This is a genomic window from Chitinophaga sp. CF418 (assembly GCF_900142925.1).
Taxonomy (GTDB): Bacteria; Bacteroidota; Bacteroidia; order Chitinophagales; family Chitinophagaceae; genus Chitinophaga.
In genome coordinates this window covers 114,986-137,586 of sequence record NZ_FRCN01000009.1, presented here as the reverse complement: position 1 = coordinate 137,586, position 22,601 = coordinate 114,986, and the positions used below count along the sequence as shown (strand labels likewise).

Here is a 22,601-nt window from a genome sequence, read left to right as displayed (position 1 = left end):
TTGATGTGAATGGTATTTTTATGCATCGACCTTTTCCAGCATTTCCTTTGCATGTACGGCCACCATACTCGGTTTCTGAAACAGGATAAATGCCATGTTCGCAGCATCCGTTCCCCATTTGTTAAGTTCCGGCGCAGGAAGCGGAATAGTAGGTTTTGTACCTGCAGTGATGAACTTTGTGCCGGGATCAAGGTTTGTCCAGGCCAGATCATCCCACGATAAACCATCACTTCCCTGGTTAAAGGAAATGTCCATACCAAACCTGGGCATTCCGGGTATTTCCTGCAGGATGAAGAACCATCCCAGGTGATCAGTAAAACCGGGAGTAAGGTCCGTACCCCTGGCTTGTTCTATAGTAAGATCGAAGCCGAAGAACTTAATATCCGGTGCTATTTCTGCTTTATATAGCGGGAACTTCAGTTGTGTTTCAAACTCCGTATCGGAAAGGTCAAGGTCAATTACAGGATCATCGTCAGGCGTTGCTCCTGCAATAGCTTTCTGCGCAAATATCAATGTGTTGGGGTAACGCTTTAAAAGCTCGCCCCGCACCACCAGTACTAACTGCTCAGCATCACCTTCTGCATCCCGGTTGTTATGACGCCCCAGCACACTGCTGACAGGCCATGTATGAATAGGCTTGATATCCTTGTATTCTTCCGTCAGTTCTGCTTCAGATTTTCCCGTCTTTGGGCGGATGATACCTTTTACATCCCAGAACTGCCTGAAACTGCTGGGCCGTTCATCTGTAGGATATTCCCGCCATAACAACTCGCGCCCCATTTCATGGTTCAGTCCTACCATATAGGATTCTATAAATGGCTGGTTTGTTTTCAGCAATGAAATAGTATTCTCCGGTATCAGCTTCAGGTTAGGCAGCAACAATTCATTCGAAATATCGCATAGCCCTTTATACATGGGGTCTTCGAAATCGGGATAAGCCATGGCCGGGAAGATCTTCTCCGGTACATCCAGCTTTATGTAAGAGGGAAACCTGATAAGCCTGTTGAGTCGCTGAGGATACGCGCTGTAAGGATTGATGGCATCACGCAATTTCGTGTTTGCGTTACCCAGATCTACCGACGCACGTACAGGGTCGGGCGCCTGTAACACCATTCTGTCCAGGAAGTCCTTCATTGCTACTCTGAAGTGCTGTGCCTCCACACTATCAGCACCGGGCGTCGTAGGCGTGGGCCCGGGCGTAACAGTTTCATCACTCAATGTCAGCGTGAAATTGGGCTTTGCAGGTATATCTTTTAACTCGTCCGCTGCTTTGAAAGGATCATCCAATGCTTCAGCCGCTGCTTCATCATCCCTCCTGCTTTTCAGCATACGGCTCAATGCAATATATGCTGCTACCACCGCCACAATCAGTACGGCAAAGGTCAGGTATGCTCCTGTAATGAACATCAATAACAGCAAGAGTACTACCAATATGATCACTGCGAGCAGGCTGTTTTTCAATAGCCACAACACCAGGTGACTCAGCTGGTAAGGGAAGATCTTATCCGAGAAATCCTTTGTATTGGGCAGGCCTGCCGGGATCTTTTTAGGCGGAGCGGCAGTTAAAGTGCCGTCGTTGATCTTAGTAACAAGATCATTGTATACCAGCGGACCGTTTGCTGTCAGTCTTTTTACCAGTTTGCCATTAGGCCTTAGCAACCTTCTGAAAGCTCCGGAGAATACAGTTGTTGGCAATATACTGTCGCTGATCTGCTGATAGATGGTCGTGGGACTACCCATTACGCGTGTATGCACTGGTTTGGTTACGGCCATCAGCACATTATCAGGCAGCTTTGAGAATGTTTTCTGTGTAAACCAGAAAGTAACCTGCATGAAAAACCGGCTGGCTTTTATATACCGGTTTGCCTCAATGATCCTTTCCACCTGCAACCATGCCTTTTGCATATAGGTTTCCTGGTTTTTCTGGATCACCCGCGTCCCGAAGCCCGCGGGCACACGTGTGCGCGGGTCGCGGTTCAGTTCATTTACCCAGGTCTTCCTACTGACATCCAGCAGCACTACATCTGCTGCAGATTTCTTTGCATGTTTGCCGCCATACAGCGGTACAGACACGATGGGGTCCTGCGTGAGATCAGCCGCCTGTATGGCCGGCAGATTCACTATTTTCTGCAGCTCCACCTGGAACTCACTAGCCGGCGGATCAGGAAAAACAGTTGATACCGTAGTGGGTGATTTCAATGCACCTTCCAGTCCGAGGATAGCTGGCTGCGTGCCAGGAATTTCCTGCGTATTGTCTTCTGCCCTTACAAAACCAGGCCTGGAAGCGTCCATATCACGGATGCCCACTCTCGGGTCCATAGCCCTTGGTTCCAGCAGCTTTACCAGCGATTCGAAATCAGCGTTGGTACCCGTCTGGAAAAACCATTCGTGGTAAACAGGTATCTCTCCTTTTGCGCCGTTATCGTCCCAGGAAGGCAGCTGGGCTACCACATTGGCAGTAGGCAGCTCTAGTCCTGCCAGCCTTCCTGTTTCAAACGCAGGCACCAGGAATGCATAGTATTTTGTGTTCGCCTCCAGCTTTCGCGGACTCATCAACCGGCAGAACAACTGGTCCGGATCACTATTGACCGTTTTATTCAGTGATAACAGGAATTGCTCATAGTCAGATAACTCACTGTCAGGTATATCTGCATCGCTGTGCACATGTGCCCACAGCCAGGTATCTTTGAAGGGCGGGAACGCATCCTTTGCATTGATATTGACAGAAGGCAACGGCAGCTTTCTTTTCGTTCTCTCAAACTCATTTTCCTTCACTACCAGGAGGAACAGCCAGGGTCTTAACCTGTTGCCCGCAGGAGATGCCGGTGTATAACGCCAGGCAAAATCCTCATCGTAAAATTCTATGAACGCAAGGTAGTTGGGTTCGAAATTGGTGATCCAGTTCAGGGGCTCCGTACGAACGATCATCTCGTCTTTAATACCAATAATATCGCCTGGTCCTATCAGGGAGAAGTTTTTGGGAACGCTCGTTGTATTGAGTGTGACTGAAATGGGAATTTCTGCCCGCTCCTTTACCGCAGCTGCTCCTGCACCAAGATCATCAGGTTCGATAATATTGGCGGAAATACCTCTTCTTGACCATGCATGGAACTGGTATCTGGCGATTTCTACACTCATGGTTAATTGTTGTTTATTTCATACTGAGATAAGATCTGCACTTTATTTTTCAGCGAAGGTTGCTTTGCGGTAAGCGTATTATACATTTCGACGGCTTCCGCATAACTGTTGGCCACCATGCCTGCACTATGCGCCTTCATATCACTGACATTGGCCACCACATATTGGTCCTTCTGTACACTTACAGCCTCCGGTGCATTGACCGACTGACGATTGGTAGCATAGGACATTTTTGATTTGGCCACCGCATTGCCTTTCAGATTGCTTCTGAAGAGCGACTTCGAATATTTATAGATGCCCGCGAAGAATAACATGAACCGTTTCTTCCGGAGGTAGCTCAGTTCATAATCAACACTCTTGTTAACAGCCGGAGCTATACTCAGGTCAGCCGAAGCAGTCACCTTACAGCCGCTTACATTTGTTTCAAAAGAACGGCGGGAAAGCTTTTCATTATCCTTGAGGTTGAAGAAATTTGCAGGCGCAAACCTTTCCGTAGCGGCATCATAAGACAAGTTGGTGGTACCGCTCTTCACACCATTGATCTTGAACAAGTCAACATCTTTTGGCACCCTGGTGCCGAATTTCTGTATAGTCACTTCCATGGGCAATACTCTTTCACTAAAGGTGAGTACACCCAGCGGATGAATGACGATATTGGGAGAAGGTGTCTCTTCCGGTTGTATCAGTTTCAGGTCTTTTACGCTTACATGCAGCTGATTATTATCCGGGATAACAGCCTGCCAGTTCTGATTGTTATTGATCTCGCTGATCATCAGCTGCTGCAGGTCTTCCGTAATTTTGGACACTGCATCAGCATCATCTCCCCAGGTAACATGGAACCCGATGCTGACATCGAAGAAAAGTATGCTGAAGCTGGCCTCTCCTTTCACATCCCATGGCTTAGGGCCACTCAGTTCACCGGACAGGGTAATGCCTTTAATGACTGATGTACCGTGCCTGAGCGCCAGACCAGCATAGAGCTTTGCAACAAAATGAAAAGGATCGAACTGGAACAACACATCAAATCCCAGGTAGCCATATACATTAAATCCCGCTGCCTCGGCATACAGTTCAGCTTTAGCCCCGAACTGCACGGTGTTGGAAGTAACAGCAAAATAGCACTGGATGGTAATACGCGGATTCTCTCCCGAGAGCAGGCTAATACCCAAACGATCGAGGTTCTTAAACCCATTAGGCAACTGCGGAATGGAAGGTATATCATGGAAGTCAGGATGAAATCCGCCCACACTCAAGGCAAAAGTGGCATTGTCTCCCCATGCCACCAGCAACGCCAGGCTACCAGTCAGCGTAAATACAAGCAACCTCGAATCGTACAGGTCTGCTCTGAAGAAAATAAAGCCGTTCGGAATATCAATAATACCGACAAAATTGATCTGCAATTTTAATACGGCTGCATCTTCTGTAGGCAGGGTTGCTTTCAGCACACCCAGTATCACCACCCTTGGATCAGGGAAATCAACGATCACGCCCAGGTCCAGCGTTACCAGCGTAGGGGTGCCCCATCCTATCTTGGCCATCAGCCCAACTACAAAATGATCCTGCTGTATAGGGAACACCTGTTTCAGATCACTGATAATACGGTTGATATTGGCCACCACATCTTCCGGGAAAAGAATGCTTTTCAGCGTATTGGTCTTTAAACCATCTACCAGCACATCTACTTTGATAGTACGGTGCAACCCAAGTAAACCACCCAGTCCATTCAATGTAAATCCGAAGCCCAGTTGGAAGCTGAAACCGGAAGCCGTGACTATTATCAGCAGAGAATATCCTTCACTACCATCCGGCATTTTGGTGTTGATGATACCAACCGCCTTAAATGTAAATAGGTTCTTGAACGACAATTCCAGTGCACCGAAATATTCCCCTGCTTTGGAATCGAAATAGAGATAACCACCGCCTGTCACCACGCCGGCATCCACCGCTACACCGATGCCATTAGGCGGTTTGAAGGAAAAGTCAATATCGTAACCTGCAATGGCGCCTTCACCATTGGGATTCTTATTTAATTTGGCCAGTACACCAGTGCGGGACACGGTAGCAGCAATCACGCTACCTATCTTCAGCTTGAAACTGATAGATACCTCTATCTGTTTTTCTTTGGTAGCCTCGTCGGAGGAGTAAGCAAGCGTGATCACATCAAAGCTGACAGGTCCCAATGTAGCATATACTGGCAGCGCTATTGTAAATCCGTTGGCGCCGCCATCCAGGAAGAACCCTTTCTTCTGGCTGATCCCGATCGCTATATCAAACTTCTGGTCCAATCCCTTTTTGGGGATCAGCGTGAAGGGGAAACTTGTCTTTGTACCTCTTCCGAACTCGAAGGCCAGCGTTGGCTTGAACTTGAATTCAATATCGTCTTTGGAGAACCTGATACTTGTCTTTACTCTTCCGTAGCCAAACTTCATCACGGGGTTAGCGAAGAGCGTACCCTTCGTGACGTCATCCGTATTATTCTCCAATATCATTTCCACAAAAGGGTTGGTGGCAAGAGATGCATCTGCCCCTTCACCTACACGGAATATGATACCAAGTCCGCCGGTATCGAAAGTAAATTTCCAGTGATTACCAAGGTCCAGGTCAATCTTTATTTCCCCCGTAATATCCATTACAGCGGCCTTTCCCTGCTGACTAAGCGGCACCAGCACCAATGTATTGGTCAGCTTACTTTCAAGGGTGTCAGCTTCATGTTTGATAGAGAAACTGAGTGTCCGTTGCGAGAGTATGTCCGCATTAGGACTGGTAGAGGCAGGATAAGTATCATAACCATAGGCGGCATCTACGCTTAAAGGAATACTAAAGTGGAAGAATAACTTATTCAGCAATGTAAGGCCTACACCGCCTACAAACAACATCGTGTCTGACAGGTTGCGTGCATGATCTTCATTTTCCAGTTTAAAGCCCTCTCCTACATTCTCAAAGAACTTACCGATAGCGCCAAAGAGATTCAGGATACCGCCCGATCTGACGGATTGCTGGTCCACATTTTCAATAATGGACATCACCTTAAAGAACACGGGCGCCCTTAAACGGAAATAGTTCAGGGTCAGCAGGTTCATATATGAGGTAGTGAGCTCGCTGGCAGTCAGGTTAGGATTGCCGGCGGAAGCCGCCTCGAAGAACTCTTTGATGACTGCTGATATCTGTATCAGGTCTTCCAGCACAGCAAAGAAGGCTATTTCATCGACCTCGTCGGCCGACTTTTCTACGTACTGGTTGATACTATTCAGGCTTGCAGCAGGAACGGCAGGAGATGAATTTGCAAAGGAAGGATCCAGGCCGAGAGAGGCCAGTCCTTCTTTCCTGTCTTCCAGCGTACCGCCGAGCATTTCCACAAAAGGATTTAGTATGTCCCGGGCGACCTTCACATATTGTTGCAGCAGGTTTTTATTTTCAGCCATGGTCAGCTAAGTTGTGGGGGTGTATCTGAAGTTGGTTCCAGAGAGGTAGTATGCATTGTGTAACAGGCAGGCTCCTCATACAGGTCATCGTCCGGCAAACGGTACCAGAACTGGTGTTCAACAGACAGCTTGCCGGCATCCTTCTTAATTTTCACAAGGCCTATATTGGACGACCATACCACTCTCCTGGCGATATTATTCTCAAAAGCTTCCTGGTGCCTGGATACTACTTTTTCATAGCCATCCTTGACAGAAGGAGCAGAAGCGAGGTTAATATCCGGCGTGATCGTATCAATACGGATCTTTTCCGGCCTGGCACCTACGGTATCTGTATCTGGCCGTTCATCTCTCAGGATGTCCAGTCGCCACGACCAATCCGCTGCCGGCGTAACAGTCGCCCCGGGGAACCAGCCTTGCGGCGAGAGCACTACCGGGTTCTTGTGCCGGCGCATTTCATTCCTCGGAGAAATACTTCCATTCACGTTCACCATCTTGTTCATCCAACCCAGTCTTTCAGAAGGGAAGTAGGCGGCTGACTGCAACTGCTGCAACCTTCCGCTGATGAGAATGTGCTGGTTACCCAGCTTATCCGATTCATTTTTCAGCGCACTGGAGACCAATTGTACGATCCTTGTCTTTTCTGCGCCCTTGAAATAATCCATCACGGTACTCAATCCGAAATGCACATCCCCTGAAAGGATCACTACCTTTTTTAATTTCTGTATGGTGGCAAGGAAGCTTTCAAAAACAGCATAGTTCAATGCCCAGGCTTCCGTATCCGCATATACATTACTTTTGATGGAACTCATGAGTGGTTGTATCAATTCCTCAAATATGGCCAGTCCCAGCACCGGTGCAGGAGATACAATGAACACCACTTCCGCTCCCAGTGGCGGTGGTACGGTGGGCAGTTGTTCCAGCAAAGCATCCGGCGACATTAATCCCGGACTGCCATGTCTTGTTTCATACACCCTCCTTGTACGTGTGTCAAGCACATAAGTAGTAGTGGGTCCTGTAGGTACATTAAAGTGCAGTTTTACCTTGGGCACATTACCATCAAAGCCCAACAAGGCATCAATAGCATTAGCTACGCCCAGCGAAGGCCCTTCAGTGTTTCCCGGAGCAGCCACCTGTTTTATCTGCGTCAGTAAAGTAGCTTTATCGCCCGATTCAAAGCTCTTCGGATCATTTCCCCAGCCCTGGAACAGTATATAGGCCATCAGCCCGTTCCTGATAATATTCACGCCCATAGGGTGGCTCAGCACCTGGTCGCGCCAGTCGCGGGTCATGTACCAGTCATCCGTAATTTCATGATCGTCCAGTATCATATATACCGGCACATTGGCGAGTATCCTGGATATACGGGGCAGGTTATCTCTAAACTCTATCACGGCTTTCAGCTCTTTCCTGAACATCCTTTTCATCTGTTTCTCCCACTTATCCCGCTTTTCATTGGAGGTGTGATTGAACATCTCCTTTTCTTCGGCATTCATCAGGAAATCGCGCATGTCACCGGCACTATCATCTATCATGCTCATGAGGTCAGCGAAGATGGTATCCATAGCGCCCTCGCTGATATCTTCCTTTATATTGGCCAGTTCCGTCGGCCAGAGGTGGTTGCTGAAAGAGAAAAGGTACATGGCCACGAACTCATGAAAGGCAATGAGGTGGCTGTCATCGTCATCACTGGTGAACTTCGCAGATTCTTTCATGATGGTACGACGCAGATTGGGCGGAAAATTGGTCAGTGTACCGCTGGCAGTTTTGCTATTGCTAACGGTGATCTTTTCATCAAAATCATCCCCGAACAATGCCTTTCCCTGCCGGGACAACCAGGGCAGTACCATCATAGGCACATCATCCGCATAGATCTGGTCGCCCGTCAGAAAGAGCTGGTGAGGACGCTTGTTCGGCTCGTTGATATAACTCCCGATGAGAAAGTCCATCGAGGCCAGTCCGTCTTTCCCGATACCATGCATCTTCCTGCAGGAGCCATGCATAATGATCAGATCTTCCAGGTTAGTGGGAGATAGCGAGAAGGAAGGCAACTGTCCTTCTTTGAACCCGATGGCCATATTGGAGAAGCGGGAGGTTGTGGGGTTGGTCTGGTCAGCAAACAAGCCTTCTGACTTCAGGTCGCGCAGGGTACTTGAATTAGTATCTGTAAACCGGACATTGTAGCAATACACCTGATTCGGCACCAGTGGTAACTTGGGCGCCTCAATATTCAGTGTAATAAAGGCAATGTGAAAATGGGTACCTATCCGTTGCGTGTCAGTCGTACAGGTATAATCCGGCGGTATCTCCGGTTCATATACAGTGCTCGTCTTCTGGGTCTTGATGATTTCAGACCATAAGTGCAACTCGACATGCTGTGGTTCAGAGAACGCCATCCAGATAGTCACCAAACGGGGTTCTACTCTTCGCAGGATGGGTCCTGCCAGTATCTGGGGTAATGCAGCCATACATTAAATTTATTAAGCAATTAATGCAGCCTCACTGGTTCAGTAAATATGTATTGAGCGATTGATTTTTGGGGTCAAACGCGGAAATGTATTTTATTGGGGTGTTAGTAACACTAGGTTTTACAGTATAAATCTATATAGAATTTTGAAGAAATGGTAATTTTGGGGATTTTTTTTGGGTGAGCGTAGCTGAAGGCTCAGTTCCTTCGTTTCTATTTAGCGATGATAATTTCAGCCTGGATGTCAATTCTGAAACCGTATTTTCTGTAAAACCTAAGATTAAGTTCATTATCGATTTCCTGAAACCGTGGACGTCTTTTATTGCAGGCAAAGGCTTTTTTATGTTTAAAGCCACTTATATCGTGGTTCTCCTGTAAAATTTCAATTGTTGATGCCAACTGATCCACAGCCCCCTTTTGCCAGTGAGAAGTGGCATCCTTGAGTTCGATGAGGTATAGAATATTGTCTGAAGTCAACATTGCATCACAACGACCTCTATCGTTCTCTTCATTGTCTTTGATAACACATTTATCAATAGCTGTGAATACTAACAGTTTTTGATCATCATTCTTAACAGTTGCGACCCATTCTGACGGATCTTCTGTATCGGTAAAAGCTTTACCTCCATCCTGATCGTCACATATTCCAAATAATGTATGCCGGAACGATGGTTCCTGGCAAGCAGTATTAAAAAAGTCCATACTTATATTTCTTCTTCTATTTCTAATAATGTATCGAAAAGATTGTTCCCCTCCCTCAACATATCATTCAGATAGTTTTTATCAGTTGGAATGCCCTCGGGAGCAGAGAGTGTTTTAATAGTTCCATCAACCTCATTCAGTTGGTATACTATCACTGACGCTGAAGATATCAGTGATTTGCCTGAAACGACTTTCTCAAGTCTGGGTAAAAATTCATTTTGTTTTTTTGCTTCAATAATTTTGTCCCTTAAATAATCGGCCTGGATAGCAATACTTAAAAAGTTAATAATATACGGACTGTGTGTGGTTATTATCAATTTATTCCCATCACTCATATTATTAAACTCAAGCAAACACTGAAGCGCCTGCCATTGCGAAGAAGGGAAAAGATTCTGCTCTGGTTCTTCTACTATATTTACAAACGCGGTTTTATTGAATTTTGAAGAAAGAGCAGAAAGAGCAATCCTCCTCTGTTCATCGGTAAGAGATGTATTCGCCCAAATGTCTACTATTCCTTTCTTGAATCTTTGCAATTCATCACTGCTCATAGGCTCCTTATCGCTTTGCTTTTTCACAGAAACTGCCAGAAAATCTGACACGAGGAATAAAGGCACCAGTGATTGGAATCCACTGGAAGCATCGGTTAATTTAGTTTTATATCCATCGCCCCTAAGATTCAATGTATCGTTTAATTTATCATACTCAATATCGGAATTATTTATTGGAAGTTTCACATGCCCCTTCATAGCATCTTTCGCATTCTCAAATTCGGTAAGGAATTCTTTGAGGGATTCTGAAGAAAGCTTTAATTCTTTGGCAGTTTTAACATAAGCAATAAAATTCCTTTCGGCAGGCACATACATTATCTGGGGAAGCGAATAAGAAGACCCTGACGTTTCATTGATACTTAAAGAACCATCAACGTATTTTATCCAATAAGCATCTCCCCGGTATTCTATTTCAGTTTTATTATCTCCTTTTACCTGTAAGTAGTTTTCCAGACGGTGATACTTCAGGTACTGGTTTTGGAGTTTATTTTTGCGTTCAAACCACTTTTTATCATAATCACCTCGCACCAACGCCTTTTCAATCCAGGTAAAAGTCGATATCAGTTTTGCAACTGCGCTTTTACCTGAACCCTGATTACCTATAAAGACAGTAGCCTTTTTTACTTCAATCCAGCCATTATTATCGAGCAAACCTTCCTTAATAGGGCCAAAATTTTTTATTCTGATTCTACTCATTGTCTAATCCTAAAATGTTTTGATAAGCAGATCCCTACTTTACCTTTGTTTCAACAAATCTACAGAAAATAAGACTATAATACTGGATTTAAAGATTCCGTATAAACGAACAGGATGCCCCATTAGCTGAGACATCCTGCTTCTTTATTAATTAACGCTCTTTATTTCCCTTCCTGCAACGGCACACTGAACATATTGCTCACTCTTCCACCTGGCGTCACAATAATATAATTCAACACCATTGGTTTTCCACCCGGCACCGCCAACGTAACAGGCCCGTTATACAGATTGCCTGTCTGATCAGGTTTATGACCATCCAGCGTATAATATACTAAGCTGTTCGCTACGAAAGGCGTGATCTCTGCAGTCCTTCTGCCAGATGCATTATTCGCGAAGGTGATTTTAGCCTCAGGAATACGATAGAAATACTTCATCTCTTCCAGCTCCTGCAAACGTGCAGGCAGTCTTCTGGTAGAGAATTCATCATAGTTCTGTTTATCCCTCGCTGTCCAGGCAATTTCAGATAAAGCCAGTATACGTGGGAACAGCATATATTCCAGTTTATTGTTGGTGCCGATATACTCTGTCCACAGGTTAGCCTGTACGCCCAAAATATATTTCTGCTGATCAGGCGTCAGGGAATCAGGACGCGGATGGTAGCTGTACACTCTTTCCAGTGGCAGGAAACCTCCGATAGCGGTAGGCTCTGTAGTTTTATCTTTAGCCTGGTAGTGGTCAATATACAGGTGACTGTTAGGCGTCATGATCACATCATGTCCCATTCTAGCCGCAGCAATACCGCCATTCTCTCCTCTCCAGCTCATCACGGTAGCATTAGGCGCTAAACCGCCTTCCAGGATCTCATCCCAGCCTACAAGACGTCTGCCGTTCTTGTTCAGGAATTTTTCAATGCGGGAAATGAAATAGCTCTGTAGCTCGTGTTCGTCTTTCAGCTTCTGTTTGCTGATCACGCTCTGTGCGAATTTAGACTGCTGCCAATGTTCTTTCGGCACTTCATCTCCGCCGATGTGGATGTATTGGCTCGGGAAGATCGCCATTACTTCTGTCAGCACATCCTCCAGGAATTTAAAAGTCTCTTCTTTCGGACATAAGATAGCATAATGCACACCCCAGTAACCAGGCACCTGGTAAGTGGTATCCTTACAACCCAACTGCGGATAAGCCGCCAATACAGCCGTACTGTGACCAGGCAGCTCTATTTCCGGCAGGATCGTGATCTTACGGTCAGCGGCATACTTTACCAGTTCACGGGCTTCTTCCTGGCTGTAATAGCCGCCGTGTTTTTCACTATCATATACAAAGGGCTTGAAATCGCCATACTGTCCCAGGATGGTAGAATCACGCCATGCGGATACCTGTGTGAGCTTAGGATATTTTTTGATCTCCAGGCGCCATCCCTGATCGTCAGTCAGGTGCCAGTGCAGCCTGTTGAATTTAAAGTAGGCCATCACATCCACGATCTTTTTCATTTCATCCAGGGAGAAGAAATGCCTGCTTACGTCGATCATTACACCGCGGTAGCCAAACTCGGGTTTATCTGAAATAACCACTGCCGGTATCCCCAGGCTGCCGTTCTGTACGTTGATCAGTTGCAGGAGGGATTGCAGGCCATAAAAGCAGCCAATACTGCCCCCTTTGATGGTCACCTTGTCGATTCCTGCTGTCAGGCTATACGCCTCGGTGGTATCGTTCTGTTCTTCCAGTACGATCGCCTTTCCTTTGGCATCATGAGCCACAGTAAGACGGATACCATAACGGTTCCACAGAAAGTCATTGAAAAGTTCTGCATTTTTCCTGGCGGCGTCACTCTGTGCTACCAGAACCGTCTGCGGACCAAGATCGAACCTGCCATTGGCGGGTTGCATAGATACGGGTTTGGGTATTAAGGAATAGTTTCCCTGCTGCGCATAGGCACCGCTAACCCCTAACGATAGCAATAAGATAGAAGCGATTCTTTTTAACATCATCCTGTTTTATTGGTTTACGAGATTCAATTGTGAACATGAAAAGTTTAGTACCTGTAACGTGGAATATATCCTCCTTATAGCATAATATTATCCAAACACTGATAGTTTTTACACTGGTTTTCCGTAACTGGCTGAGCTATCGGACAATATAGTAAGAAATTAATGGCCATCAAAGCCGTTCATCCCATAAATATCCTGCGGATAGGGTGAAGTACCCCTGTCAGATTCGCTGGAGGCTATAGCCTATAGGCACTCTACTATAGCATTGTAGGCACTGCTCTATAGCCCTGGCTATAGAACGGCTGGTGTAATGCAGGACTAGAGCGCCTATAGATATAGAACTCCACTATGGGTCGAGCGAATCTCAACCGAAGCCGGACCCTATTTCTGCCACGAAAACTCCGGCCCGGAATCGTCACAAGTCCAACCCAAAGGCATGGTAAAGGCATGGTAAGGGCATATCAAAGGCATGTCAAAAGCGTATTACCAATACGGAATCATCCGCGGCAATAGACCCCGCCAGGGGTCCCTCTGTTTGTACAGTACCCTCATATTAATATTTTTTCATCGTGATTATTTTCCTTAACTTAATACTAGCATATTAGAAATAACAAACAAGTTATGAGAGATTGAAATGTAGCATAGAAGGACAAAGCGATATCATATACCCCAGATAAATAGCAGAAACATACCCCAGATCTATCCTCACAACGCCGGTTAAACACAACAAAAGATGTCCAGATTAGCACTGTTGGCATACGCCAACGATATGAAGGAAGGACCGTTACAATTTGTCGAGCAGGAAATCAAAGAGATCAACACTAACTTCGGAAATATTAAAAAGTACCTTAGTCCGGAAGTCCTGATCAGAGCCACCAAGGATGACATGTTCCACTTTTTCGCCGATCACGGTCCCGATATTGAGATCCTGCACTTCTCAGGACACGGGAACAGCCTGGCCCTCTTCTTCGAGAAAGACGGACAATTCAGGAAAGAAGGGCTCGCAGAATTATTAAACCTCGCCCCCAACCTGAAACTCGTCTTTCTCAATGCCTGCGCCTCCAAAGAGATCATAGACGTACTGCATACTCCCGATGCCACCCATCCCAACAAGGGAGTTCCCATCGTGATCGGTACCCACCGGCCGGTATACGACAAGGTAGCCGCTGATTTTTCCATTTATTTCTATACCGCCCTGACCAAGTCATGGCAGATCGGCAAAGCATTTGACTTCGCCAAAACTTTCGTGCTCTCGGGCGAACATTTTGCATTGTTCCCTAAAGGCACTAACCGTTATATAGGTACCAAACGGGCAGCCGTTATGGATGATGAACCGGAAGACGACAACAGCGGTCAGTTCCCCTGGGGTATTTATTACAAGGATGCCCTGGCGGATGAGTGGTCCATCACCCAGTACTTAAATGAGAAATATGACGACAAGGAGAAATATGCACCCAATGATGAACTGATCCGGGCACTGGCCTCTAATGCCAGCCGCCTGTACGCTGGCCTTGCCAAAGAAAAGGATCACCTGATAGAAGCCTTGTATGAAAAGCCTGATATCTCCGCCAAAGAGGTGCTGATCGAAGTGGAAAACATCAATGACAAGTTTAACAGGCGGAATAACCAGCTGAAAGAGATCAACGACCTGTATACGGCTTATATAAAAGATCCGCAGAGCCTCAGTGATATTGCGGACAAACTCATTAACACCTTCCCCCTACCCCTCGGCAGCTTACTGCGAAGGATGTATTCCTTCAGTAAGGAAAATTTGCTGACGGAGGAAGATTACAACGAATTCCTTGAACTGCAGATCAACTTCTATGAAATACTGGTCAAGCTGGCTGCATCCACCATCCTCTCCGATCTGCTTGAAGTATATGGCCTGAAAGAAAAGAATGGAAAGACAATGGAGATGAATCCGATACAAAAGGAGATCATCCTGAGCTATTTCAGACTCACCAAAGAGAACGTGGAAGATTTCGACTATACTTCTTTCATTGAAGTGATCGGACAGGTACTGAAAAAGAACCTGGAGAATGAAACAGGAATAGACGCATTTGTAAAGGAATACCTGAACGTTAAAAACGTCAATACCTACGAGAATAACTTCTTCAACTCTCATATGCTCATCAAGGGTATCAAGGCGAAAATGCCAACCCTGAATACGGCTGCAGCCTATATCCATCACTGCAAACTGATAGAACAGGGCCTGATCAATCTGCTGAAAGAACTGTTCTTCATCCTGCAGTACAAGATGGTGGTGATCAAGAATGTGGAAGCCATCCGGAAAAGGAACCTGCTGGCCAAGACCTATTTCCACAAATACCTGCTGCTGGAACAACGTATATCCGACAGGATGGAAGTGCTTGAACTGCAATCCCTGCCGGAATATGCCGAATCTTATTCTGTCATACTGGTAAAGGAGATTTACAGGATGTTTGAATACCTGTCCCTCTCTCCTTTCCTCATCGATAAAAATGTGCTGTGTGAGTTTGATGGTGTGGACCTCTATTTCTACAACTACACGGAAGGAAATGGTGTCGTCTACAAAAGCCTGACCAGCGGTGAAAGGCAGATCCACATCCTGCCAGAAATAAATGAGATAGAACTGGGCGCCGCTACTATCACCAAAACAACCATTCGTTTTATTGAGGAAATGACCAATAAAACTGACCGGGAGAAGAACAGGATCACTAACAGGCTGCTGCAGCTGCATGCGGAATTCCTGTATTACAGGTCTAAACTTGCCGCTACCACTGTTACCGTATCCAGTCCAACTCCTATAAACAGTGAACCATGAGCACCCCGATAGAAAATCCCTTCAAACTGCTGGAATCTTACACCAAAGAAGATAAAGACATCTGGGGTGGCCGCACCACCGAGATAGATCACTTATACAACCTGTCCTTTGCCGCCAGCGTCATACTGATCTACGGTATGTCCGGTGTGGGTAAAACCAGCCTTATTCAGTGCGGACTGGCCAACAAGTTCAAAAGGACGGACTGGCACGCTATCTGGATTCTGAGAAAGAATAACATGGCAGAAAGCCTGGTCAGTACCCTGCAGCAGGAAGCAGGTGAAACCGGTACCGGACAACCGGCCTCCATCCCCGAATTGATCCGGAAGATCTATTTAAAGCATTTTAAGCCCATATTTCTCGTTTTCGATCAATTGGAGGAATTATTCATCTTCGGGAACAACGGCGAAATTCAGGGCTTTATAAGCACAATAAAGGATATTCTCAACAACGATATACAATGTAAGATCATCCTGGTGCTCCGGGAGGAATATCACGGGCATCTGAAAATATTGCAGGATTCGGGTGTACCCGTCTTCAAAGCTTCTGTGAAAATTGAGCCGATGAGCATTCCGGATGCCACGGACTCCATTGCCAAACTACTGGATAAATACAACATCCGGACACCCGACGGCGACCACCTTGGTTGTGCCGCCAGGATAGCGGCCGACTGTGCAACGGAAGGCCGGGTGGACCTGGCCAATCTGCAGGTCTACCTGTTCTGGGCATGGGAAAAAGCCGCCGAGAAAACAGACCAGGGTGAAGACATTGCTTTTACACAGAGCATTCTCCGGGAGATCGGAGAAGGAAAGAATATGCTGGCCCGTTACCTGAACGCCGTCGTGGAAAAAGTATCCCGGGGAAAGGCAGGCGGGGTATGGTACCTCCTGCAGCATTTTGTTTCAAAGTCGCAGACCAAACAGCCCTTACGGCTCGACGACCTACAGGACATTGATCCGCAAACTGCCAGAGCATGGCTGAATGCCCTGAGCCGGAGCAAACTGGTGAAGTTTATCCGGGAGGCGAATAATGAAGTGTATTTCCTGGCCCATGACAGCCTCGTGCCGCTCATCGTGCAAAAGAAAACGGCCGCCTCCAGGGGCCGCAACCGGCATCCGAGTGTACAGGGCAATCCTTTCAAAGGCCTGCCCTCCTATGAAGAGAAGGATGCCACTATTTTCTTCGGGAGGAGTATGATACTGCGGGAACTGCTGGCCTTCTTTGAAGATAAAAGATTGCTGGTCATAGTCGGCCCTTCCGGCTCAGGTAAATCCTCCATTATCAAAGCCGGTATCATCCCCTCCATGAAACACGAAGGATACCAGGTGCTGCAGGGAGAACCAGGCGCGCATCCCATGATATTCGGAAAGGAGATCGTCAAAAAGACAAAGGAGCTGGATGGCGGCAAATTCCTGCTGTATATAGACCAGTTTGAAGAATTGACCACTCAGGCCGCTACCGGGGAAAGTGAGGAGTTCATCAAAATGCTGAATGAACTGGTGGAAGATACCCATCCAGCTACACGCAGCCTTAAGATCATACTAAGCGTACGCTCGGACTATGAATATGAATTCGAACGGGCCCTCACTAATTGGCGGGAATCCAAAAAGACGGTGCCTGATCTGATGGAAAGCGCTATCCGGGAGATTATTACAGAACCCGCTTATCTCGCCGGACTGGAATACAAACCGGTTTACCTGGTGGACAACATTGTGCGGGACGTGATGCAGTCCAACGGTACACTCCCGCTCCTCTCCTACGCACTGGAGCAGATGTATATCGAATATGAAAAAAGCGGTGCGAATAATGGTTACCTCACGGAAGATCATTACAATGCTATCGGCGGTGTAGTGGATGGCTTAAGACTGCGGGCATCTAAACTATACACCAGTTCTGATGCAGATACCCAGCGTACTATCAAGAACGTAATGCTGCGCATGGTATCTCTCAGCATCAATGAAAAAGCTTCCAAAAGAATCCTGGCGGAAGAACTGGTATATGAATGCCCTGCTGAAAATGAACGGGTACAGAAAGTACTGAATGACCTTGTGAGCAGCCGGCTGATCGTATCAGGGCCTAATGAGAGCGGACAGGTTTACTACGAGCCCGCACACGATTCCCTGATCCGCTCCTGGAACCTTATCGGTGACTGGATAAAACAATACGGCAAGAACCTCTTGTATCTGCAACAGGACCTCTCCGAGGCAGTAAAGAAGTTCAAAGAGAATCCCAAGAGGTTATGGCATGACGATTCGCGGCTGGATACCCTCTTAAATATTCTCAAGTCGTCCGATAACTGGTTGAATCAGGCTGAAACCAACTTTGTAAAAAGGAGTGAGCAACGCCGCCGTGAGCTGGAAGACCGGAAGAACAGGCGGCAGCAGGAACTGATAGAGGAAAGAGATAAGGTCATCGTATTTGAAAAGAAACAGAAAGACCTGTTGAGAGAAAAGGAAAAAGCTTTACAGGAAAAGCTGGAAGAAGAGAAAGCTAAAAACCGTTTACAGAAGGAACGAACATGGTTTACATTACTCGGATTATTCCTTCTGTCTATAGCCGCGTTCTACGCATTCAGCCAGTACAGGAAAGCCGATCATAACCTGAAACAGTCGCTCGAATATATTGACAGCATTAAAATTCTAAGACACCAGGACAGTCTTTCAAGAGCTGAGCGGGATAGTGTGTATGGCATAGTGAGAAAGCAGTCCATAGTTAACCAGCAGAAAGCAATAGAGGCATTGCAGTCCAGTCTCCTGGCTAATTCCGCCGCCGAAAAAGAAAGAAGAACGAGAAAAGAGCTGGAAAAACAACAGAAAGAATTGCTTGGTCAGAGAGCTGCCCTGATACAGTCACGCGATTCCGTAAAGACGTACTCACAATTCCTGCAGAACAAATCAGATTCCCTAAAGCAGCAACTAGACATCATAGCACGCAAGGACAATGAAATTAAAAACGCCAGAACAAACGCTTCCTTCTTTGCTAAATCACGTACGCTGCTACGTTCAGATCCTGCACTCGCCTATCAGCTGGCACTGGAAAGTTTCAAACATGACAGCTCCAATCTGCAGCTCAGAGACTATATCCGGGATACACTGAATAAGAGGAACTCTTTTTATGAATCATTCATTCTGGAAGATGTATCTTCTGCTTTCTTCTCTGATGATGGCAGATATGCTTTGGCCCAGCAGGGAGACAAAAACCTGACCATTCTCGATCTTACTACTCATCAGGAGGTGCCGGTTTCCACACCTGCCAAAATCCTGTCCACACAATTCAGTCCCGTTGACAACAGTATCCTGATCACAACTAAAAACAACATCTACAGGTATAATACGAATGGCCAGCGGGAATCTTCTGAAAGATATGACAACCTCCTGAAAGTAGCTTATACTGCCAGGGGAAGGCTCATTGTGGTAACGCCCAATGAAATCCAGATCAAAAAAAATATCAACACACCAGCTGTTATCTATATTCCATCCAAAAACAATACAGATGACATTGAGGTATGTTCCAATGACACCGTACTTTATCTGAAAAAACAGACAGGGATAGATGCCTATGATCTGACAAACGGAAGATTTATTAAATCTTACAAGAACCCTGACGCTCTCCTGGGAAATGGCGGCAATGGCTTCATTGTTTTGAATGACAATGAAATAACTATTGCGAAAAGCACGGGTAATAAAATAATATCGGAGAAGCACATCATCCCACTGGGAAAAGAATTTGATAAAATTTCCATTGTTAGTTTTGCGGCTGACCTTAACACTATTTATTTTCTGGCTCATCCCTCCGCAACACAGCTAAACTTCCAGCAACAACAGATCAGCAAACAAGTCAATAGTCCTGCTATGGTGTCCACGCCAGTACTGTATACGTACAGAGTACCCAAAGCACCCAGCAGAATAGCCAGGGATATTTTCTACAGCAGGAAGATCGTATTGTCTGAAAAAGGAGATTATATCATTACAGGAGAAATGGGCACCCTCACGGTATATGACAAAGACGGGAAGCCGCTGGACCGTTTCGGCGGATATGTGAATTACAGCTCCTGGTCTTTTAACCCCGTCAATACAAACATAGTCCTCAGCCTGGATAATTCCCGGCTTAAACTATGGGTTAAGGGCACCCCCAATACACTGGCGGACCAGAACAAACTCAAAACATTCTCACAGCAGGATCTCCTGAAAGCGGTAGACGATATTGCCTTTCGCTAATGCGGACCAGCTCAGAAAAAAAAGAAGCTGCCGATCAATCCTCAGCAGCTTCTTTATGTTTATGCAGGGAATGCATAAGTCTCTGCTATCCACTCATAGGCATCTGCCTTTTTCCTGATATGCCCTATACCCGGCCACGGCAGATGATAGGAAAATACGGCCGTCCGGTCAAGCGCCAATGCCTCCATTACCTTTCTTCTCGTGGCTGCAGCCATACTCAAATCAGTATCTCCATCGAAACCCCATTCCGGGTGAGGGAACAACAAGACATCTGAATGCAGCAGGTCAGCAATATGTACTATCTCTTCTTTTCCGGAAAATATCCTGACAAGTGTGTGCCCCGGTGTATGTCCTGCAGCCAGCTGCAGGCGTATGCAACCGAACAACGCTTCCTTGTGATCAAATAAATGCAGGCGGTCTTTCAATACTGTCAGTGTATTCTTTGTAGATACCAGGATCTTTGCCAGCAATTCTTTATTGCTGAATCTACTTTTTGAGAAATCAGATTTATCAGCAGACATCCAGAACTGATGTTCTATTGCCGATATATACACCTGCGCATTGGGGAAGACCAGTTTATTGTCCTGGCTGAGCAGTCCGCCAATATGATCGGGGTGCGCATGTGTAATAACGATCTGTGTCACATCATTGACATGGATCCCTGCATCTTTCAGTGAAGCAGGCAACCAGCCGCAGGCAGGGCCGAAACCATAACCAGCGCCTGTATCGATCAGGATAATATCCTTTCCTTTTTTCACGATCAGTATGTTCATACCCAGGTCAACAGCTTTCGTTGACCGGAAGTTGTTCTCCAGCAGCTGATTAACTTCTTCCTGCGGGGCATCCATAGCAAAGTGCTCCTGCACAGGGCTCATCACAATATGCCCATCAGTTACCACCGTCAGTTCCAGGTCTCCCAGCTGAAACCGGTGATAAGGACGTTCTGCACCGGCGAAGGGTTTTCCGGCAAACAGGGAGTGTAGCGGTAAAGCAGATCCAAGGCCGATAAGGGCCATCTTCTTTAATAAAGCTCTTCTTTCCATCTTGAATATTTACATCAAATTTATCCGGAGCGTATCTTTGAAACAAGTATGTACTTTTAAGTATCCTGGATACCAAAAAGTATCTATAGTTGATTTTCAATGACAAAAAAATAAAGGAATGGCTAAGAAAAGTATTGATACACCCATTTGCGCAGTAGATTTTGCGTTCCGGAGGATCGGGGGAAAATATAAAGGCCGCATCCTATGGTATCTGCATCTGCATAAAGTACTACGCTACGGGGAACTGCGCAGAAGCATTATTGATATTACGACAAAGATGCTGACCCAGACGCTGCGGGAGCTGGAAGAAGACGGGCTGGTGCATAGAGAGGTATATCATACCATGCCTCCCCGTGTAGAATATACGCTGACGGCTACCAGCCAGGAACTGATCCCCTTTATTAATCACCTGCGGCAATGGGGTGACAGGCAGATGGCGAAAGAAGGTATTCCCGCAATAGGCAGCTCAGCCGACTGTGTGATAAAAGACCCGTATTAAAAAATTGAGGCAACAGGATGTGTTGCTCCGCCAGTTGTAGGTTACAGTAGGCCGGCATTGAGTTTTTCGATATGCGCCGGCACTTCATCAGCGGAAATAATGTATGTCTTTTCGGTCTTCCTGCCCAGTTCATGGTCCAGTGTGCGGCGAAAGTTGACGATCTCTTTGTCTTTCAGTGAGGCGATGAAATCAGTATCTGTTTCCGGCACTTTTTCATTGTCTTTCTCGCGCCAGAAGCGCTCGATCAGGCCAATGATGTTCTGAGCAGTCAACAATGTTGTAGGAATATCGAGGATGTGAAGCGGCGCCTGCTCATCCGCCCTCGGCAACACATAGATGCCAATATTCCGGCCATCATCTGCTACAAAGCTGATCTTATAACAACCCTGCTGTGATGTTAAAAAGGCATCCGCATCCTGCCTGCCCATGATTTCTTCAGGCATGATGACAGTTACAGTGATCCCATTCTCTGGCCGCCACAACAAAGTCCTGCCATTGATCTTCAATTCCTGTGGCTGTTTTACCTTCCATAAAGACAGCAGGAAATTATTGAGATAGGCATGCGCAAGTCCCTGCGCAGGCAGTTCCGAGTGGAAAGAATCGAAAGTAACATTGTTGAGTACCTCCCTGATCCCATTAGCTGCAGACGCTGTGGCATCCAGCTTTTCCTGGTCTGTATAGGTCTGCTGATTACGATAGGTAAACACCAGTGGTTTTACATCGTCAAAGTAAGTAGGCAGTTTTACCTGCGGCTCATCTGGCAGCAGGATGATCGTTTTCTGTGGCCCCAGTTTAGCCATAGTGGCGCCCAGCTCGAAGATCACATTGTCTTTGGGACCATTGATCTTCGTACCATCTTTGGTAGTGTACGATACCATGTTGTCATTGGACAATACAATCACAGCATAGTCATAATGAAACAGCTTTTTGAAGAAGGTCCACAAAGGAGTGGTATGATTATCCCCGAAGAAGTCCCCTTTCCAGAGATGGATCGTAAAATCGGCCACAAGGTTTGCGTGAATGCCTTCTGCCACAGGAAGGCTGCCGGAAGAGGAAAATATAACGATATATGGTTTCATATGCC

At 46.4% G+C, this 22,601-nt stretch carries 11 protein-coding genes; 3 read left to right on the top strand and 8 right to left on the bottom strand.

The window, feature by feature from the left end; genetic code table 11:
- Positions 1-18 precede the first annotated feature (18 nt).
- The 6 genes from F3I09_RS20080 to F3I09_RS20055 all read right to left on the bottom strand — a co-directional run bounded on the left by F3I09_RS20080 (position 19) and on the right by F3I09_RS20055 (position 12,958).
- Positions 19-3,138: a hypothetical protein gene (locus F3I09_RS20080; RefSeq protein WP_149696832.1), complete on the bottom strand. Its 3,120-nt coding sequence runs from the start codon at positions 3,136-3,138 to the stop codon at positions 19-21.
- A gap of 2 nt (positions 3,139-3,140) precedes the next feature.
- Positions 3,141-6,560: a DUF6603 domain-containing protein gene (locus tag F3I09_RS20075; protein WP_149696831.1), complete on the bottom strand. Its 3,420-nt coding sequence runs from the start codon at positions 6,558-6,560 to the stop codon at positions 3,141-3,143.
- Positions 6,561-6,562: 2 nt separating this feature from the next.
- Positions 6,563-9,025: a hypothetical protein gene (locus F3I09_RS20070; RefSeq protein WP_149696830.1), complete on the bottom strand. Its 2,463-nt coding sequence runs from the start codon at positions 9,023-9,025 to the stop codon at positions 6,563-6,565.
- A gap of 212 nt (positions 9,026-9,237) precedes the next feature.
- Positions 9,238-9,726 carry a hypothetical protein gene (locus tag F3I09_RS20065; protein ID WP_149696829.1) on the bottom strand — a complete coding sequence of 163 codons (489 nt, stop codon included), beginning with the start codon at positions 9,724-9,726 and terminating at the stop codon, positions 9,238-9,240.
- Between the two features lie 2 nt (positions 9,727-9,728).
- Complete coding sequence (locus F3I09_RS20060; RefSeq protein ID WP_149696828.1) at positions 9,729-10,970, bottom strand: AAA family ATPase; 1,242 nt, start codon at positions 10,968-10,970, stop codon at positions 9,729-9,731.
- Positions 10,971-11,131: 161 nt separating this feature from the next.
- Positions 11,132-12,958 (bottom strand): family 20 glycosylhydrolase, encoded by a 1,827-nt coding sequence (locus tag F3I09_RS20055; protein ID WP_223233309.1) that lies wholly within the window; start codon positions 12,956-12,958, stop codon positions 11,132-11,134.
- A 733-nt stretch (positions 12,959-13,691) separates the two neighbouring features.
- Here F3I09_RS20055 and F3I09_RS20050 point away from each other — a divergent pair.
- Positions 13,692-15,761 (top strand): CHAT domain-containing protein, encoded by a 2,070-nt coding sequence (locus F3I09_RS20050; RefSeq protein ID WP_149696827.1) that lies wholly within the window; start codon positions 13,692-13,694, stop codon positions 15,759-15,761.
- Positions 15,758-19,975, top strand: coding sequence for an ATP-binding protein (locus F3I09_RS20045; RefSeq protein ID WP_149696826.1), 4,218 nt, complete (start codon positions 15,758-15,760; stop codon positions 19,973-19,975). The genes F3I09_RS20050 and F3I09_RS20045 overlap by 4 nt, the downstream gene beginning before the upstream one ends.
- 59 nt (positions 19,976-20,034) lie before the next feature.
- Here the strand turns inward: F3I09_RS20045 and F3I09_RS20040 are convergent, their stop codons facing one another.
- Complete coding sequence (locus F3I09_RS20040) at positions 20,035-21,018, bottom strand: MBL fold metallo-hydrolase (RefSeq protein ID WP_149696825.1); 984 nt, start codon at positions 21,016-21,018, stop codon at positions 20,035-20,037.
- A gap of 118 nt (positions 21,019-21,136) precedes the next feature.
- Here F3I09_RS20040 and F3I09_RS20035 point away from each other — a divergent pair, with 118 nt between their 5' ends.
- Positions 21,137-21,517: a helix-turn-helix domain-containing protein gene (locus F3I09_RS20035; RefSeq protein WP_149696824.1), complete on the top strand. Its 381-nt coding sequence runs from the start codon at positions 21,137-21,139 to the stop codon at positions 21,515-21,517.
- Between the two features lie 41 nt (positions 21,518-21,558).
- Here F3I09_RS20035 and F3I09_RS20030 read toward each other — a convergent pair whose 3' ends face one another.
- Positions 21,559-22,596 (bottom strand): STING domain-containing protein, encoded by a 1,038-nt coding sequence (locus F3I09_RS20030; RefSeq protein WP_188133884.1) that lies wholly within the window; start codon positions 22,594-22,596, stop codon positions 21,559-21,561.
- Between the last annotated feature and the right edge of the window lie 5 nt (positions 22,597-22,601).

Coding starts and splice junctions, on each gene's coding strand:
- F3I09_RS20080 (WP_149696832.1), bottom strand. CDS start 3,138: ATGAGTGTAGAAATCGCCAGATACCAGTTCCATGCATGGTCAAGAAGA.
- F3I09_RS20075 (WP_149696831.1), bottom strand. CDS start 6,560: ATGGCTGAAAATAAAAACCTGCTGCAACAATATGTGAAGGTCGCCCGG.
- F3I09_RS20070 (WP_149696830.1), bottom strand. CDS start 9,025: ATGGCTGCATTACCCCAGATACTGGCAGGACCCATCCTGCGAAGAGTA.
- F3I09_RS20065 (WP_149696829.1), bottom strand. CDS start 9,726: ATGGACTTTTTTAATACTGCTTGCCAGGAACCATCGTTCCGGCATACA.
- F3I09_RS20060 (WP_149696828.1), bottom strand. CDS start 10,970: ATGAGTAGAATCAGAATAAAAAATTTTGGCCCTATTAAGGAAGGTTTG.
- F3I09_RS20055 (WP_223233309.1), bottom strand. CDS start 12,958: ATGATGTTAAAAAGAATCGCTTCTATCTTATTGCTATCGTTAGGGGTT.
- F3I09_RS20050 (WP_149696827.1), top strand. CDS start 13,692: ATGTCCAGATTAGCACTGTTGGCATACGCCAACGATATGAAGGAAGGA.
- F3I09_RS20045 (WP_149696826.1), top strand. CDS start 15,758: ATGAGCACCCCGATAGAAAATCCCTTCAAACTGCTGGAATCTTACACC.
- F3I09_RS20040 (WP_149696825.1), bottom strand. CDS start 21,018: ATGGAAAGAAGAGCTTTATTAAAGAAGATGGCCCTTATCGGCCTTGGA.
- F3I09_RS20035 (WP_149696824.1), top strand. CDS start 21,137: ATGGCTAAGAAAAGTATTGATACACCCATTTGCGCAGTAGATTTTGCG.
- F3I09_RS20030 (WP_188133884.1), bottom strand. CDS start 22,596: ATGAAACCATATATCGTTATATTTTCCTCTTCCGGCAGCCTTCCTGTG.